Source organism: Pseudomonas sp. SDO5522_S412, assembly GCF_054071215.1.
In genome coordinates this window covers 99,373-113,348 of the sequence record NZ_JBSVWQ010000001.1, presented here as the reverse complement: position 1 = coordinate 113,348, position 13,976 = coordinate 99,373, and the positions used below count along the sequence as shown (strand labels likewise).

Genomic DNA, 13,976 nt, shown 5'->3' with positions numbered 1-13,976 from the left:
GAAGACAGTAATGCCATACACGCCCGCTTTGCTTCCTCTGCTGCAGAAGGCTTTGGCCTCGACAAGCTTTTGCGTTGATGACATGGAGGGGCTCGGCTTGGGGGACTGGCACGCTTCAGTGCTTCTCGACAATACGCAGTATCTGTCGTCGTTTGATCCGCTGGCGTTCAATGACCGGAATCTTGTGGGGGACACCCCACTGGACATCGCCTATCGGCTGAACCGAATCGCCCTGATCGAGAAGCTGGAGGCACTCGGTGCCTTGGGGGACAAGCAACTGCGGGGCTGGAAAGGTCTCGGCAGCTTCATGCCGCACGATAAATACATGCATCTTCCCGCCAGGCAGGGAAAAATAAAAACTCTTGAAACGCGTTTCCGGCTAGGCGGGAGTCTCAACCATCGGGATGTGGGCGGAAATACGCCTATTCATTGGCTCGCTATAAACGGCCACTTTAAGGCCGTCAAGTACTTCACTGATAACTACAATATGTTCGAACTTGATATGAACGCGAAGAACAACGAGGGCAATACCGCTCGAAATCTGGCCATCCTCTATGGCCATAACGACATCGCTGAGCAACTGCTGATCCGGGAGATCAACAACTGCATCAGCGCTGCGCGTATCTGGCACGAGATGTCGGCCGGGTGGACATGGATGTTGCCGAGTCGAAACGCCTGACAGACAGCGATCGACTCGGGGCAACACACCTTCGCCCAAAGGATTGAGGATCAGTCATGCATGAGCCAGGGGCGCAGCTCCTTGAGGTTGGTTGCCACGATTTGCTGGGCCTCGGGGTTAGTGGCCTGGTTTCTCGGGTCGATCTGATAGCGTTGCAATACGTACTTCACCAGCGCCCTGCGACTGGGTACCACGAGCTGGCCATCAATCATGCCGAAGTCGGTTTCGATGATTGACTTCTGCGCCGCGTTCAATCGCCCATCGGCGGCAAAGATGACGGGTATCTCAGTATTCCAGTCTTCATCCAGCTCACGAGTGTTCTGCGATTCGTCGAGCAAATCCGGCTGACCGCGCAGGCGGCTGAGTACAAAGTCGCGGTACTGGCCATTCTTCTCGCAGTAAGCCCGAACATGCCAGCGCATACCGGTGTAAACCAGCGTGTGAGGGGCTATGAGGCGAATCTCCACGTTCGGAGTATTGAGCGACACGTACTCGGTTTCCAGGCGCAGGCCATCGCGACAGGCCTTGAGTAATGGGCGCAGGACTTCCGGCCGAATCGGACGATCCGGGACTTCCAGTACCTTGGTGTGGGCGTAGGCCAGGGCGAGCCCATCGATGTGCGGGGCGCGTTCGTTGTTCTGGTAAAGCAGGTGCAAATAGGCGCTGGCGCTGTCGTCGATGAACAGCGGCTTGAACGTCTTGCTGGGCACGTAGCCTTTTATTTTTCTGTCATATGTAAGATTTTTAGGCGCATGTTCTGTGATGTAGGTGTTGATGTCCTTGGACGCCTGCTGACGGCTGATGCCGAAGCTCTGCATCAAGTGTCCCGTAGTCAGCCGGCCCTCCCACCAGGCAACGGTCTCAATCAAACGATAGCGAAGTGCCAGATCCCAGCGGACCTGTTCGATGGACTGCTTGCGTTTCATACCCTCTCCATATGCGCGAATACTTTACCTGTATAAGTCTACATTCTAGACCTGTCGTAAATCACTACATATCGTGTGTCTGTCTTCGAAATTAATTGAAGTCACGAAAGGAAGTGGACATGAGTGTGTCGGAAGCGGTTTCGACAGGGGCATTGGTGATGATGGGGGCAATCCTGCTGGTGCTTCTGCATCAATGCCTGAGGTTGCGTGAACTCTGGCAGATGGCTATGGGCTGCCAAAAGAATCTTCGCTGGGCGCGGATCTGGGAAATGGAAAACCGCGAACTGCGTTCGGCGTTGCGAGCTGAGAAAGAGCACGTCATGCAGTTGCAGAGAAAGCTGGTGATTTTGCAGGAATTGATCCCGGCAGAGCGATAAGGAAATGGACATGAACAGACTTGAACGGATTAAAGGCTGCCTGCTGGGAGGCGCCGTCGGCGATGCGCTAGGTGCTCCAGTGGAGTTTCTCGAGTGGTCTGCAATCGAAGCTAAATTCGGCCCACAAGGTATTGTTGATTTTGCCCCTGCTTTCGGTATCACCGGTGCCATCACTGACGACACGCAGATGATGCTTTTCACCGCAGAAGGCTTGCTGCGGGCGTATGTGCGCGGCAGCTCACTGGGTACTTGCCACGTCCCCAGCATGATTCATCATTCGTTGCTGCGCTGGCTGAAAACCCAGGACTACCCTACGGCGATGCCGATCAGCGGGGACGGCTGGCTGATCAATCAACCAGAGCTCTGGTCTCGCCGCGCCCCTGGCACTACCTGCCTCGGTGCACTCAAGGCCAGTCCGCGGCTAGGCGCAGTTGCCGAGAACCACAGCAAAGGTTGTGGCGCCCTGATGCGCGTTGCACCATGCGCATTCTTTGCTAACGCCTTTGACTACGCTGCCCAGTCAGGGCGCCTGACTCACGGGAATCCTACGGGCTACCTGGCGGCCGGGCTGTTCGCCGATATTCTCCAGCGCATTGTCGATCGGCAAGACAGCCTGGAACACGCAGTCACTCAGAGCCTGGCCAAATATGGACAAGTGCCCGGTATGGAAGAAACACGGAGCCTCATTGAACGTGTGCTTTTCTTCTTTTACGAGGGCTACCAGCCCACTCCGCAACGCATAGGCAAACTCGGTGGCGGTTGGGTCGCCGAAGAGGCGCTGGCTATTGGATTGTGGAGCGCCCTGGCAGCGCCTTCGTTCGAGGAAGGCGTGATCACGGCGGTGAATCACAGTGGCGACAGCGACAGTACCGGGCTCATCGCCGGGCATTTGTTGGGTGTTCAGTATGGTGCTGCGGCGATTCCTGCTCGGTGGTTCGAGCAATTGGAGCTGCGTGAGGTGATTGTGCAAATTGCCGAGGATATTGAGCGCATTCCTCGTGAGTATTGTGGGTATGGCGGAGAGTTTGATCAGCAGATCGAGCTGGCATATCCCGGTAGCTGAGAGAGCTGATGGTACTGAATCCGGACAAGTACTTAGGAGAGCAGAAATGCCAATGAAACCCAGGCCCTTTACGTATGAGTGTGAAGAGTGCGGTTGGACGAAAACAGTGGCGCCGCGCAGTGACGCATTGAGGCCGGGGGAGTGGTTTGACCGGTGTCCGAAGTGTGGGAGCAAGGCACCGAGGATGCGGGCTGCAGGATGGTTTGAGGGAGCGATAGCAGAGTTTCTGGCGCGGCGGCGATTCTGAATCGTGGATGAAGTTCATACCACGGATAGGGAGTCTCGCCCATATGCAGAGCTGAGATTCGAACCGTATCTATCTGGTGGGTGATTTTGCCAATGCGGCAGAAACCAGTCAGGAGCTGGAGGCTAGATCCTGCAAAGGAATTGCTCGGCAGGCGATTGCCAGATTGATCGTGTACTACACCGTCGATGAACTTGACAGCAATAGTGGCTAAATGCAATTTAGCCACTATTGCTGTTCAGTGCAGTTGGGAACTAATAAGGAACGATATGAGTAAGGCACAGGATTTCTCCAAGCTGTACGCTCGGGTGGCGAGTGATATTGCCACGGCACTGGATGATGTCTCCAGGCTGGATGTGAGCAATGACAAGGGAAATGCGCACCTCGCCAACGTCAAGGGTAAGCTCGGCGAAATGAAGTCTCGGTTTGACTCCGAGATTTCTTATCTCGAGAAGCATGCCGAATGGGACAACTTCACCATTGCTTTCTTCGGCGAAACCAACGCAGGGAAAAGCACGATCATCGAAAGTCTGCGAATTCTGTTTGAAGAAAAGAAGCGTCAGGCACTTATCGAGAGAAACCAGGCCACTGTCAGCGATATCCAGGCGGTGTTCTCGGAGAAAAGCGACGCGCTAATCGACGAACTCAGCACTCGTTATGTCAGCTTCTGCGAGGACATTGCAGCGCTGGGAGACGACATCGGCGCCTTGGTCAACCAGACCCAGCGCGACCTGCAAAGCACTCGCCAGCAGCTCGAACATACTCAGCAGGAGTACAACTACGGCAAGGAGCGGCTGAGCCATACCCTGATAGACCTCGATAGCACTCGTCAGGCGCTGCAGGGAACCGAAGCGCGTCTGGGTGAAAGCCAGATGACCCTCGGCCAGGTGCAGGGTGAACTGCAGCAAGTCGGACTGCAGCTACAAGGTGTGCGCAGCGACTTCCAACGTAGTCAGCAACAGCTGACGGAGCAGGGCACTCAGCTGCAGGCTTGCCAATCGAAATTGATTGAATGCCAAAGTGAGGGCGAGGCAACGCGCATTTCGCTGGAGCAGCGTGCGAAGGTGAAATTGGTGCTCGGGTTGGTAGTGGGGGCGGCGATCGGTGTCATCGCGGGAGCGCTGGGCTATGCCCAGTTGCTGTGAGGCCAAGGCTTTTTCGCTCAGCACTTATCTCTCTTTAGTCGAATCCGGACCCACCCATGCGCGAACAACATTCCTTGAGCGAGTTGGTCAGCGACAGGCTGCCAACCCTGCTGAAACAACAGAAAGAACTGGAGCGCCTGCAGCGCTGTGCAGGACAGGTCGACGGCGAAATCGTCGGTACCGGCCAGGCGGATTTCACCCAGGACAATGTGATCTATGAGTTCAGCCACCAGGGCAAGAACTTCCACCTGATAGACGTGCCCGGTATCGAGGGTAACGAATCCAAGTATGAATCGATGGTCCAGGCCGCCATTGCCAAGGCCCACCTGGTGTTTTATGTAAACGGCACCAATAAGAAACCGGAGGCCGAGACCGCTCAGAAGATCAAGCATTACCTCAACCGTGATGCCAAGGTTTACGCCATCTGCAATTTGCGCGGCAAGGCGGACTCCTATGAGTTCGATAGGGACCGCGAGTCGCTTGATCGAACCCATAAAGACGCGAACGCCATTCGCGAACAGACCCGGGGAGTGCTGGAAGATATTCTCGGTGCTGAACTGGTTAGTGGTTGCCAAAGCCTGCAAGGGTTGCTGGGCTTTACCGGCGTAGCGTTCGACGAGCGAGGCCTGACCAGTATCCACTCCGGCCGGGCTGACCTGCTTAAATCGCAACGTGCCTATAAGCAGGACTTTGTCAACCAACAAGCCATGCGCAGCTTCAGCCAGCTGGACCAGTTGCACCAGGTCATTGGTGATGGCTGCGCCAACTTCGAAGTCGACATCGTCGAAAGCAACAAGCGCAAAGTGCTGCGCCTACTGCAAGACACCGTCAACGATCTGAAGAAGCAACGGGAAGAACACCAGGCGTTTACCGACAAGATCGGTGCAGAGATTTTGGAGTGCCAGAAAGCTATTCGGCTCAGTTTTGAAGAGCTGAAAAGCAGTTTCACCAAACAGCGCAGCAACGCCCTCGGTATCTTTTTCAATGAACTGACAAGTGCGGCACGGGCAGCTGTCGAAGAGCACTTCAGTGATAAAGATGATGTGGAGCGGGTGATCCAGGAGCACGTCAGTGCTGGCCAGCAGCAGCTTGCCAAAAACCTGGCAAAGAGCCAGGAGCAACTGCTTGAGCAACTGTCGCAAAGTATTGAACGGGCGCTCAAGCGTCTGCAGGAAAACGCCGAGCGGGTCAGCTTTCAACAGCGCTTGAGTGCCGCGGCCAGCAATTCACTCTCGCTTTCCAGCGCTATGGATGCAATCAGCTTCAGTTTTTCCGATGTCGGTGGCTTGCTGCTGAGTGTCGGTGGTTATGCCATGAGTGGTTTCGCGCTCGGCTCGTTCTTCCCCGTCGTGGGTAACATTGTCGGCGCGGTTATTGGCGGTATCGTTGGAGTAATTGCCGCAGGCCTGAGCTACTTCTTTGGCGGGCGCAGTAAGAAGATCGCCGAGGCGCAAGCCAATGTCACCGAGGCCATCAAGAAAGAACGCGTTGCCAGCGAGAAGACATTCGATCAGGACACCCAGGCCATGCTGGCGAAAATCAAGGCGCAGATTGAGGGCTCGACCCTGAACCAGTTGGATGACGAACGTCGCAAGATGGCCGACGTCGGTGCCTTGTTCGATGAAAAAATTGCCTCTATCCAGGCGCTGAAAAACGAAGTGGAAGCCAAACCCTATGGAACAATTTAAGCAGTTCAACGCCAGCAAGACCGAGGTCATCAAGTCGCTCGACAACCTCCAGAGCCTTGTTGGTGCGCTTGAAAAACTGGGGCTGGACGTGACCCAGGACATCGACAAGATCAAAAAGGCTATTGGTGATGTCCAGACCGATGCCTTGCGCATTGCCCTTCTGGGTGCGTTCTCTGACGGCAAGACCAGCGTGGTTGCCGGCTGGCTGGGCCAGGTCATGAAGGACATGAAAATCGACACCAACGAGTCTTCGGACGCTCTGGCGATCTACCGTCCTGATAACCTCCAGGACCGCTGCGAAATCGTCGATACCCCCGGTCTTTTCGGTGATAAGGAAAAAGCCGCTGAAAATGGCGCCTTGGTCCAGTACGGCGATATCACCAAGAACTACATATCCGAAGCGCACCTGATTTTCTACGTGGTCGACGCCACCAACCCGCTCAAGGAAAGCCATCAGGACATCGTTCGCTGGGTATTGCGCGATCTCAATAAGCTCAGCTCGACTATTTTCGTTATCAACAAGATGGATGAAGTGGCAGACCTGCGTGACGCCGAAGAATTTCAGCAACAGAGCAGCATCAAGAAGAACAACCTGCTGGATAAACTACAGCGTTTTGTTGACCTGTCGCCGGCCGAGCGCGAAGCGATCAACGTGGTCTGCGTTGCTTCCAACCCCAACAGCCGCGGGCTGGAGTTCTGGCTTGAGCAAAAGGACCTGTATGACCAGCGTTCGCGCATCAGCGAGCTCAAGCAGGTCACCCAACGGGTACTGGACGGCAGCGGTCGTGAAACCCTTATCAAGAAGACTGGTATCGACGTCGTGCGCGACGTGCTGGGCAAGAAGATCGCCATGGCCAAGGATGAACTGATCAAGTTCGAGCTGCTGGCTGCTAACCAGCGTCGTGACTCGGCGCGCATCCAGGAAGACATTGATGAGGGCAAGCGCAAAGTCCTTGCCACCGTCGGCAACCTTTACCAGGAGCTTAGCAACCTGGAAAAAGACCTGCTTAACAGCATTCGCACCTTGCCCCGTGATCAGGTTCACGCCTTTCTTGAGGCGGAAATCGGTTTCACGAAGAACGACATCGGCGAGAAATTGCGGTTTCGCATCGACCATCTGTTCAGCACGGCGTTCAACCAGTCCTCCACCATCATGAATGGCATCAGCGCCAGCATCGAGCATCAGTTGGATACCTCGTCAGACTTTGCCGACAGCATCACTGCCTCGGCCTTGTCGGCCTCGAGCAGGGCGTTGAGTGCGGTGTCGAAGATTCCCGTCGAAAGCATCAAGAGTGGCGTGTTCCTGGCCCGAGAGACCCTGAAAAACCTCACCGGCTACGTTTATAAGTTCAAGCCTTGGGAAGCCACCAAACTGGCCGCCAATATCAGCCGCTGGGCCGGGCCGATCGGCGCTGGTATCCAGGTGCTGACCGACGTCATCAGCGTTGCTCAGCAGCAGCGTGCGGAGGCGGAGCTCAAACAGCTGCAGAATGACCTCGCCGAAGTGGTCAAGAGCCACTTTGCCGAGCCAATGAAGCTGCTCAAAGATCACGACAAAGTGATGGAAATTTTCGCGCCGCAGATCAAAGCGTTTGAGAAGATCCTGGTCGAGCAGGAGGAAAGCCTGGACAACCTGCGCAACCGGCAAACGCAGCTGGCGGAGCTGGAGACCCAATTGAGCCAGGCGTTTAGTTCGCAAGCGGTGATTGAAGGGGAGTATCGGGTGGTTTGATCGCGTGAGCCTGGCCAGCGTTGCTGGCCAGGCCTACTAGCGTGGGCGTTAGAGCAGTCCTTCGTTATTCAGCTTCACGCGCGCATAGAAGAGTATGGCAACGGCCGGAATCAATGCCGAGTAGCCTGGTTTGACCGCACTTTTCAAATTGGTGATCGCCGTCTTCATGCGCACAGTTGGTATCAGTGCGCTGAGCGATGGCAGTATCGATGCGGATGCCAATACCAGTTCTTTGTTCGCCTTGGACAGCGCCGAGCCTGTCTCCCGATACACGGGCGCAGGCGCTTCAGGTGTCGAGAAGTATGACGTTATCGTCAGGCTGGCTGCCAAGGCATCCACCTGTTCGAAGTAGCCTTTCTCGGGCATGGCGCCAACTTGCTGGAGAATTTCCTTCTTCGAAGCGAACGCGTGGCCCTCGCCAAAAGAAGACTGGAAGAACTGGCTGATCAGCAGTGCCTCCAGTTCGATCACTTGCGCACAATCGTGTAACTCATTCACCAGGTCATAATGCTCTGCGAGCATAAGCAGGATCTGCACGTACTTGAGCCCGCTACCCCTGGCCAGATTGACCAGGCAGTGCCCGCCGAGCAATTGCAGCTCCTTGGTCAGCAGATACAACGAATTGTCGGTTTCAAAGCTCGTCCAACTACTGGTACGCAGGTGCTTGACAACCTGGCTACGGATTCGGTCGCTGGTCAGCTCGAGCAGGTCGTAGAGCAGATGGTCGGACACAACCGGATCGGGATTCTTTACGATTGCCTGTGCCTGAGTTGACGCTGGTAGGCCGCCTTGATAACCATGGAAACGTGAAGCTCGCAGTACCCTCTCCAAACGCGGCCAATAGTCCGTATGGCCAAATTCGGGCATCTCGACGTTCTTACAGTTATCAACTGGGTTGCGACCTGCACTGGTTTCGCCAAGGTTCAACAGCAGGATATTGTCGGCGCTCGAAAAGGCATTGCACAGGCTGCCCTTGATGCGTTTGCCGATTGCAGAGGCTTCTTCCCCCGAGAGTTCAGAGGCGGCAGCCATCAACAGTACGTCACCGACTTCGAGGCCGTCAGGAGCCTGGTTGCTTAGCAGCTCGCGCAGTGCGCTGATCACCACGCGTCCACCGAGCGAGTGCCCGACCAAGTTCACAGTCCCCACGTAGGAGTGATGCTTGAGAATGTAGGCTTCGAGCTGCTTGAGCAGTGTCTTGCCCATGGCGGTGGCGCGTTTGCGGCTGATGTTGAAATGAAGAGCGCGATCGGCGACTGCGGCACCAGCGCCGGCAAGGAGGTTGAATCGGCCGGCCGCCAGAATCCCTTTGGTGGACAATTCGTCGAACTGGCTCCAATGACCCGATGGCCAGAAGGCGAAGATGTTGATGCAGTTGTGTAATGACGAAGGAATGTACTTGCGCAGGGAGGAGCGGTCTTCCATGTCGTGGCCGGCCGAGTAGCCGTGGATGAATACGTTTGCAACGGTTCCCGAGCGCTGGGGAAGTGTCAGGAATTTGAATTGGGTGCTCACTCAACGTCCTTGCATGAGGCTGTAGGGTAAGGGGGATGCTGGCATTGCGCTATTTTTATGTAAACGGATTTGCTAAACAGACAGGGAAGCAGCGAGAGGCGAGCAACGCAGGTATCGAACACACTGGCTCCAATCCTTGTATTATTGCTGGCTCATTCCAGCTTCCATCGGGGAATACCTTGCGCGCGTGCCCAATACGCTGATTGAACCCGTCCCGGATGGGTCTGAATTCTTTGGTCGGTGACCGTTTCTCGATTATTGGCCCATCATTTTCTTATCTAGTTTTTTCAGCCCGGTCAAAAGGACGCGGCCTACAAAGCGGCTCGGTCTTGATGCGAGCACCTTGTAGCCCAGTTCGGCAGTGCCAACCAGCGCTCGTGCGGTACCTTCGATCGCAACGCCGACGCCTTCAAATATCGATTCAACCCCATCGCCACCGTTCTTGTGACGCTCTGCTGCATGGTTGATGCCCTGTATGGTGGCAAACAGTCCCAGCCCACCGATGCCGCTCAGTAACGCATCAGCAGCCGTATCTTTGACGTCAATAACTGAGTCGCCGAGTGCAAGCTCTACCGAGCGTTCGAGTTCTTCATTGCTGTAGCCAGAGTTGATGGCTCGGGTCTGTTCTGCCACTTCTGAAGTGGCGATGACCGGAATATCCTCTTCGACGCTGTTGACGTAGACGGCGCTGGCGGTGGCTTTGAGTTGGTATGCCTGACCATCAATGATGATGTCGGTGCCAGGGTTGTTGAAATGCTCAAAAAGAGTTCCGCTTGTATCCGCAGCAACCAGCTGCTCGAAATAAGCACCTTTGGTCAAGGAGGCCAGCCCGGCGAGCTGTTCACTGGGCATGAACAGGGTTTGCCACCAGACTTCGGCATCGCTCATACCCGCATAATTGCCGTTTACTTCTCGCAGGGCATCGTAGATATCTCCTGCTGTGGCCATATCCGCCCAGGCGGAAATCGGCACCGAAAGGGCTGAGAACCAGAGTGCCGCAGTCAGCGGTAGGTTCTCTACCTGTTCGCGCGTCACCTCGGTGGCAATGAAGTGCTGGATCTGTTGCTGGCTGGATATGATTCTATTTTTTGCCCTGTTGCTCAGCTCCGCAAAGTGCGTATCGAGTAGGGCAAAGTCCTCGGCATGTTTGCATAGCATCTTTTTCTGCATTTTCTCCAGCTCATGGATGGTTTTATCCATCTCGCTGAAGTCCAGTTCCCCGCCGTATTTCAGCTTGTTCCACCAGGACAGTGTCGGATAAGCCTGCTGCCATTGACGATGAAGCTGTTCGCGCCGCTGTTGCAGACCGCTTAGTGTATTGCGAACGCTGTTTTCGGCCATGACTAGCGGAATTCGGTTTTTGATATTTTTCAGACGCTGGTCACATTGTCTGGTTGCCTTGGCGCACTCAGCTGCAAGCTCGCTGTGCAACTGACGCCGAGTCAGGTTGTCGAGGTGTTGGTTCAGCGGGAGTTGCAGCGATTGCAGCGCCTCAGCAATCAGTGGCTGTCTCTTTGCCTGTTCGCGGACTGTGGCAATGGTGTTCTGGACAGCGGACAGTTGCTGGTTTTGCAAGGTGTTATTGAGTTTATCGAGCGTGTTTGCGTAGCTACGCTGGCGCAGGCGATGAAAGGTATAACCCGCCCATGCCAGCGCGCCGGCAAGGAATAGGGTTGCCAGTAATACGGTAAAGAGGTCGTGATAGCCCACTTTCCTGCCGACAAGCAGGACGGACTCAGCCGGCAATTGCTGCATGGCAACCATCATGAGCAGCGCCGCAACCGACAAGGCGACGGCTTGCAGTCGATACTTATGGTAGGCATCAAGGCATCGTTGTAGTTCTGGAGTCGAGGCGGTCACCGGATAACCACCAACAACGTGCTGTTCTTCTCCGTTTCCGGCTTGCCATTCACCAGCTGCATAAAAGTGTCGAGCCGAGTCACGATGATGCTCATTTTCCTGGACATTTATTTTTCGATCTCGCGTGTAGCCTGGATGATCTCCAAATCGCGCTGCCCTTGCTGGGCTGCACCTCTGAAATCTGAAAGTCGTACCTAACCACCCTTAAAGTCTGGGTTGTGGGCATTTTTCAACGTAAAGATGCAAGTAGGGACGGTTGCACCATCGAAGCCGGTATATTCCAACTGTGTAGCCCTTGCTCACCGTATAGCAACGACTTTTTTATCCCGATTTTCCTTGATAGCTGACACTGACAAACTGCCGGTAGCCGCATGCTGAATGTGCTCACTCCACCAGATCATCATGGGGCGTCTTCTCTCAATGTAATCTGCTCGGTTGTAAGCGCTGCGTACCTCGTCTTTGTCCACGTGCGCAAGTGCGACCTCGATCAGTTCAGCGTCCCATCCCTGTTCGTTCAGGATGGTACTGGCCATGGAGCGCATGCCGTGGCTCACCAATCGACCCTCAAAGCCCATTCGTTTCAGGGCCATGTTTGCTGTCTGGCTATTGCAGTGAGTCCGTGGGTCTCTGTCAGCAGGGAACACGTACTCTCTGTGGCCACTGTAGGGTTTAATCGTTTCCAGCAGAGCAAGTGCGTGTTCGGTCAGCGGTATGACGTGAGCGCGTCGCTTCTTCATACGCTCCGCCGGGATCGTCCAGGTTTTCTTGTCGAGATCAATGTCAGTCCAGGAGGTCGTGGCGGCTTCCGCAGGACGGGTCATGGTGTGGAGCTGCCATTCGATCAGGCAGCGTGTGGTTCTTTTTATGCTCGCATTGGCGATGGCTACCATCAGCTCTGGCAACTCTTCGGGGCGGAGGGCAGCCATGTTCTGTTTTTTCGGCTTTTTGAAAACAGCCCGGATGCCGCTGAGCGGGTTGGCAAAGATCATTCCCGAGTTCACGCCGTAGGTCATGATCTCGTTGAGCCGTTGGGTCAGTCGCTTCACTGTCTCCAGACTGCCTTTGGTTTCTATAGGGCGCAGCAGCTCTATGACCGTCGGGGCATTGATCTGCGAGATAGGTGTTGTTCCTAGCGTTGGAAAAACATGCAGCGTGAGCGAGCGCCAGATGTCCTCGGCATAAGCCTGAGTTACAGAATCCTTTTTCAGTTCAAACCAGGCAGACGCCACGTTCTCGAATGTGTGCTCGGTTGCCTGCCTTTTTGTCTGCGCCAGCTCGCTACGTTGTTCTTTCGGGTCGATGCCCTGAGCGAGAAGTTCTCTGGCTTCGACCGTTTTCTTCCTGGCTTGAGCGAGCGAGAGTTCTGGGTAGGTGCCGAGGCCCATATTGATGCGGTTTTTGGTAATCGGCTGCCGGTAGTTGAAGTTCCATAGCGTAGAGCCATTGACCCTCACACGCAGCTGTAGACCGTCTCCATCACTGAGGACGTAGTCCTTGTCTTTCGGCTTTACCGCTTTGAGTTGGCGGTCAGAGAGGCGGGTGGCTTGGGCGCACATGAGGTGTTCCATGACATCAATTGGTATTCCAAAAATTACCACTGAAGGGCTTGGAATACCATCTGGAATACCCGATGTCGTGGATTGTGCCGGACGTCCATGGACGCCGGCAGACCAAAAAGCCTTGATTTTGCTGGGTTTCAGGCACAAAAAAAGACGTCCGTGGACGTCTTTAGATGATTATTTGGTGGAGCCGGGGGAATTAAAGATTTATACATAAGATATTGTTTTAAATGGATTTATTTAAAATTTCATTATTAAGTGCCCCCATAAGTGCCCCCCTTGCACGTATTTCCGATGAGCGGCTATTTAAGGAGTTGAACTGGCGTCCTGAATCTCGTTAGCGACCGGGCGAGGCCAGTCAACCACCGGGAGCATTTAATAGAGTCGGTCGTGTACAGCACAACCTCGGTTAGCTGGCCAGAAGGGTTTGATGCCCAGCTCAGACCGGTTGCTGGGTAGATGTCAGGTCACGCAGTTGGGTTTTTTCAGCGGCAGCGCACCATGGGCTCATCTAAGACGATTTGAGCTGAGGTGCGGTATGAGACACTCGATGGTTACCTGCCACAACTGTGGCAAAGCGATGGTTCCGAGAGCGTCATATAGCCGTGGTTTCTGGGGGTATTCGCCTTCGTCCAATCATTGCCCCTTTTGCCTGAGTGAGAACTGGCACGGCGGAAATCCAGCGTTAGGGGCTCGGCTGTTCGCGTTGGTAGGCCTAGCTCTTGGTGTTCTGGCCTGCGTATTGGTGGGGGCTCTTCTGTTCAAGGTGCAGTGGTGGCTTGGTGTCGAAGGACAGTGGTATCTATTGACGCTTGGCACATGTGCTGTGTCGGTTACCGCGGGATACCATTTTTACAACTGGTTTGTTGATTGCTGACCGGTGATCGCGCTGTGGAAGGCAGCAATCGGCCAAAAGCGGGCAGTTACGCAGGGTAAACAGCCCTACCTTGACGCTTGAAGTCGTCTACAGAAGCAGCGACGATTCATACACACCTTCAACCTCGTCCGAGTTCGGCGCGCAGGTTTTTGGTGCACGCCTAGGGTATCCGGGCAGGGTTGCAAAAGTCCGGCATCAATCATCAGGAGCACCGCGAATCTTCCATTGAGAATTCAGCCTAATAGCCAACACCCAATACAGCGATAGACGCCGGAATTGGATTGATAGCTCCTCAATACTTGCGATTTATC

General features: G+C 54.8%; 11 protein-coding genes. 7 read left to right on the top strand and 4 right to left on the bottom strand.

The window, feature by feature from the left end:
* Positions 1-10 precede the first annotated feature (10 nt).
* Positions 11-679 carry an ankyrin repeat domain-containing protein gene (locus tag ACW9I6_RS00505; RefSeq protein WP_433738596.1) on the top strand — a complete coding sequence of 223 codons (669 nt, stop codon included), beginning with the start codon at positions 11-13 and terminating at the stop codon, positions 677-679.
* Between the two features lie 50 nt (positions 680-729).
* Here the strand turns inward: ACW9I6_RS00505 and ACW9I6_RS00500 are convergent, their stop codons facing one another.
* Positions 730-1,605 carry a WYL domain-containing protein gene (locus ACW9I6_RS00500; protein WP_457338662.1) on the bottom strand — a complete coding sequence of 292 codons (876 nt, stop codon included), beginning with the start codon at positions 1,603-1,605 and terminating at the stop codon, positions 730-732.
* Between the two features lie 119 nt (positions 1,606-1,724).
* On the opposite strand from ACW9I6_RS00500, the gene ACW9I6_RS00495 reads away from it, so the two are divergent.
* The 5 genes from ACW9I6_RS00495 (at position 1,725) to ACW9I6_RS00475 (ending at position 7,854) form a co-directional block, all read left to right on the top strand.
* On the top strand, positions 1,725-1,982 hold the full coding sequence (locus ACW9I6_RS00495; RefSeq protein ID WP_457338661.1) for a hypothetical protein: 258 nt from the start codon (positions 1,725-1,727) through the stop codon (positions 1,980-1,982).
* Between the two features lie 10 nt (positions 1,983-1,992).
* Positions 1,993-3,045 carry an ADP-ribosylglycohydrolase family protein gene (locus tag ACW9I6_RS00490; protein ID WP_457338660.1) on the top strand — a complete coding sequence of 351 codons (1,053 nt, stop codon included), beginning with the start codon at positions 1,993-1,995 and terminating at the stop codon, positions 3,043-3,045.
* Between the two features lie 513 nt (positions 3,046-3,558).
* Positions 3,559-4,434, top strand: a complete 876-nt coding sequence (locus ACW9I6_RS00485; RefSeq protein WP_457338659.1) for a hypothetical protein — start codon at positions 3,559-3,561, stop codon at positions 4,432-4,434.
* Between the two features lie 56 nt (positions 4,435-4,490).
* Positions 4,491-6,122 (top strand): GTPase, encoded by a 1,632-nt coding sequence (locus ACW9I6_RS00480; RefSeq protein ID WP_457338658.1) that lies wholly within the window; start codon positions 4,491-4,493, stop codon positions 6,120-6,122.
* Positions 6,109-7,854, top strand: coding sequence for a LeoA/HP0731 family dynamin-like GTPase (locus ACW9I6_RS00475; protein WP_457338657.1), 1,746 nt, complete (start codon positions 6,109-6,111; stop codon positions 7,852-7,854). The genes ACW9I6_RS00480 and ACW9I6_RS00475 overlap by 14 nt, the downstream gene beginning before the upstream one ends.
* A 48-nt stretch (positions 7,855-7,902) precedes the next feature.
* Here the strand turns inward: ACW9I6_RS00475 and ACW9I6_RS00470 are convergent, their stop codons facing one another.
* The 3 genes from ACW9I6_RS00470 to ACW9I6_RS00460 all read right to left on the bottom strand — a co-directional run bounded on the left by ACW9I6_RS00470 (position 7,903) and on the right by ACW9I6_RS00460 (position 12,785).
* On the bottom strand, positions 7,903-9,369 hold the full coding sequence (locus ACW9I6_RS00470) for a DUF726 domain-containing protein (protein ID WP_457338656.1): 1,467 nt from the start codon (positions 9,367-9,369) through the stop codon (positions 7,903-7,905).
* A 255-nt stretch (positions 9,370-9,624) separates the two neighbouring features.
* Positions 9,625-11,229 (bottom strand): hypothetical protein, encoded by a 1,605-nt coding sequence (locus tag ACW9I6_RS00465; RefSeq protein ID WP_457338655.1) that lies wholly within the window; start codon positions 11,227-11,229, stop codon positions 9,625-9,627.
* 299 nt (positions 11,230-11,528) lie between these two features.
* Complete coding sequence (locus ACW9I6_RS00460; RefSeq protein ID WP_457338654.1) at positions 11,529-12,785, bottom strand: integrase domain-containing protein; 1,257 nt, start codon at positions 12,783-12,785, stop codon at positions 11,529-11,531.
* A gap of 10 nt (positions 12,786-12,795) precedes the next feature.
* Between ACW9I6_RS00460 and ACW9I6_RS00455 the strand changes: the two genes are divergently transcribed.
* A complete protein-coding gene (locus ACW9I6_RS00455; RefSeq protein ID WP_457338653.1) occupies positions 12,796-13,005 on the top strand; it encodes a hypothetical protein in 210 nt (69 codons plus the stop codon).
* Positions 13,006-13,976: the final 971 nt, after the last annotated feature.

What these genes read in the sequence shown, in the direction of transcription:
- ACW9I6_RS00505 (WP_433738596.1), top strand. Translation starts at nt 11, where the DNA reads ATGCCATACACGCCCGCTTTGCTTCCTCTGCTGCAGAAGGCTTTGGCC.
- ACW9I6_RS00500 (WP_457338662.1), bottom strand. Translation starts at nt 1,605, where the DNA reads ATGAAACGCAAGCAGTCCATCGAACAGGTCCGCTGGGATCTGGCACTT.
- ACW9I6_RS00495 (WP_457338661.1), top strand. Translation starts at nt 1,725, where the DNA reads ATGAGTGTGTCGGAAGCGGTTTCGACAGGGGCATTGGTGATGATGGGG.
- ACW9I6_RS00490 (WP_457338660.1), top strand. Translation starts at nt 1,993, where the DNA reads ATGAACAGACTTGAACGGATTAAAGGCTGCCTGCTGGGAGGCGCCGTC.
- ACW9I6_RS00485 (WP_457338659.1), top strand. Translation starts at nt 3,559, where the DNA reads ATGAGTAAGGCACAGGATTTCTCCAAGCTGTACGCTCGGGTGGCGAGT.
- ACW9I6_RS00480 (WP_457338658.1), top strand. Translation starts at nt 4,491, where the DNA reads ATGCGCGAACAACATTCCTTGAGCGAGTTGGTCAGCGACAGGCTGCCA.
- ACW9I6_RS00475 (WP_457338657.1), top strand. Translation starts at nt 6,109, where the DNA reads ATGGAACAATTTAAGCAGTTCAACGCCAGCAAGACCGAGGTCATCAAG.
- ACW9I6_RS00460 (WP_457338654.1), bottom strand. Translation starts at nt 12,785, where the DNA reads ATGTGCGCCCAAGCCACCCGCCTCTCTGACCGCCAACTCAAAGCGGTA.
- ACW9I6_RS00455 (WP_457338653.1), top strand. Translation starts at nt 12,796, where the DNA reads ATGACATCAATTGGTATTCCAAAAATTACCACTGAAGGGCTTGGAATA.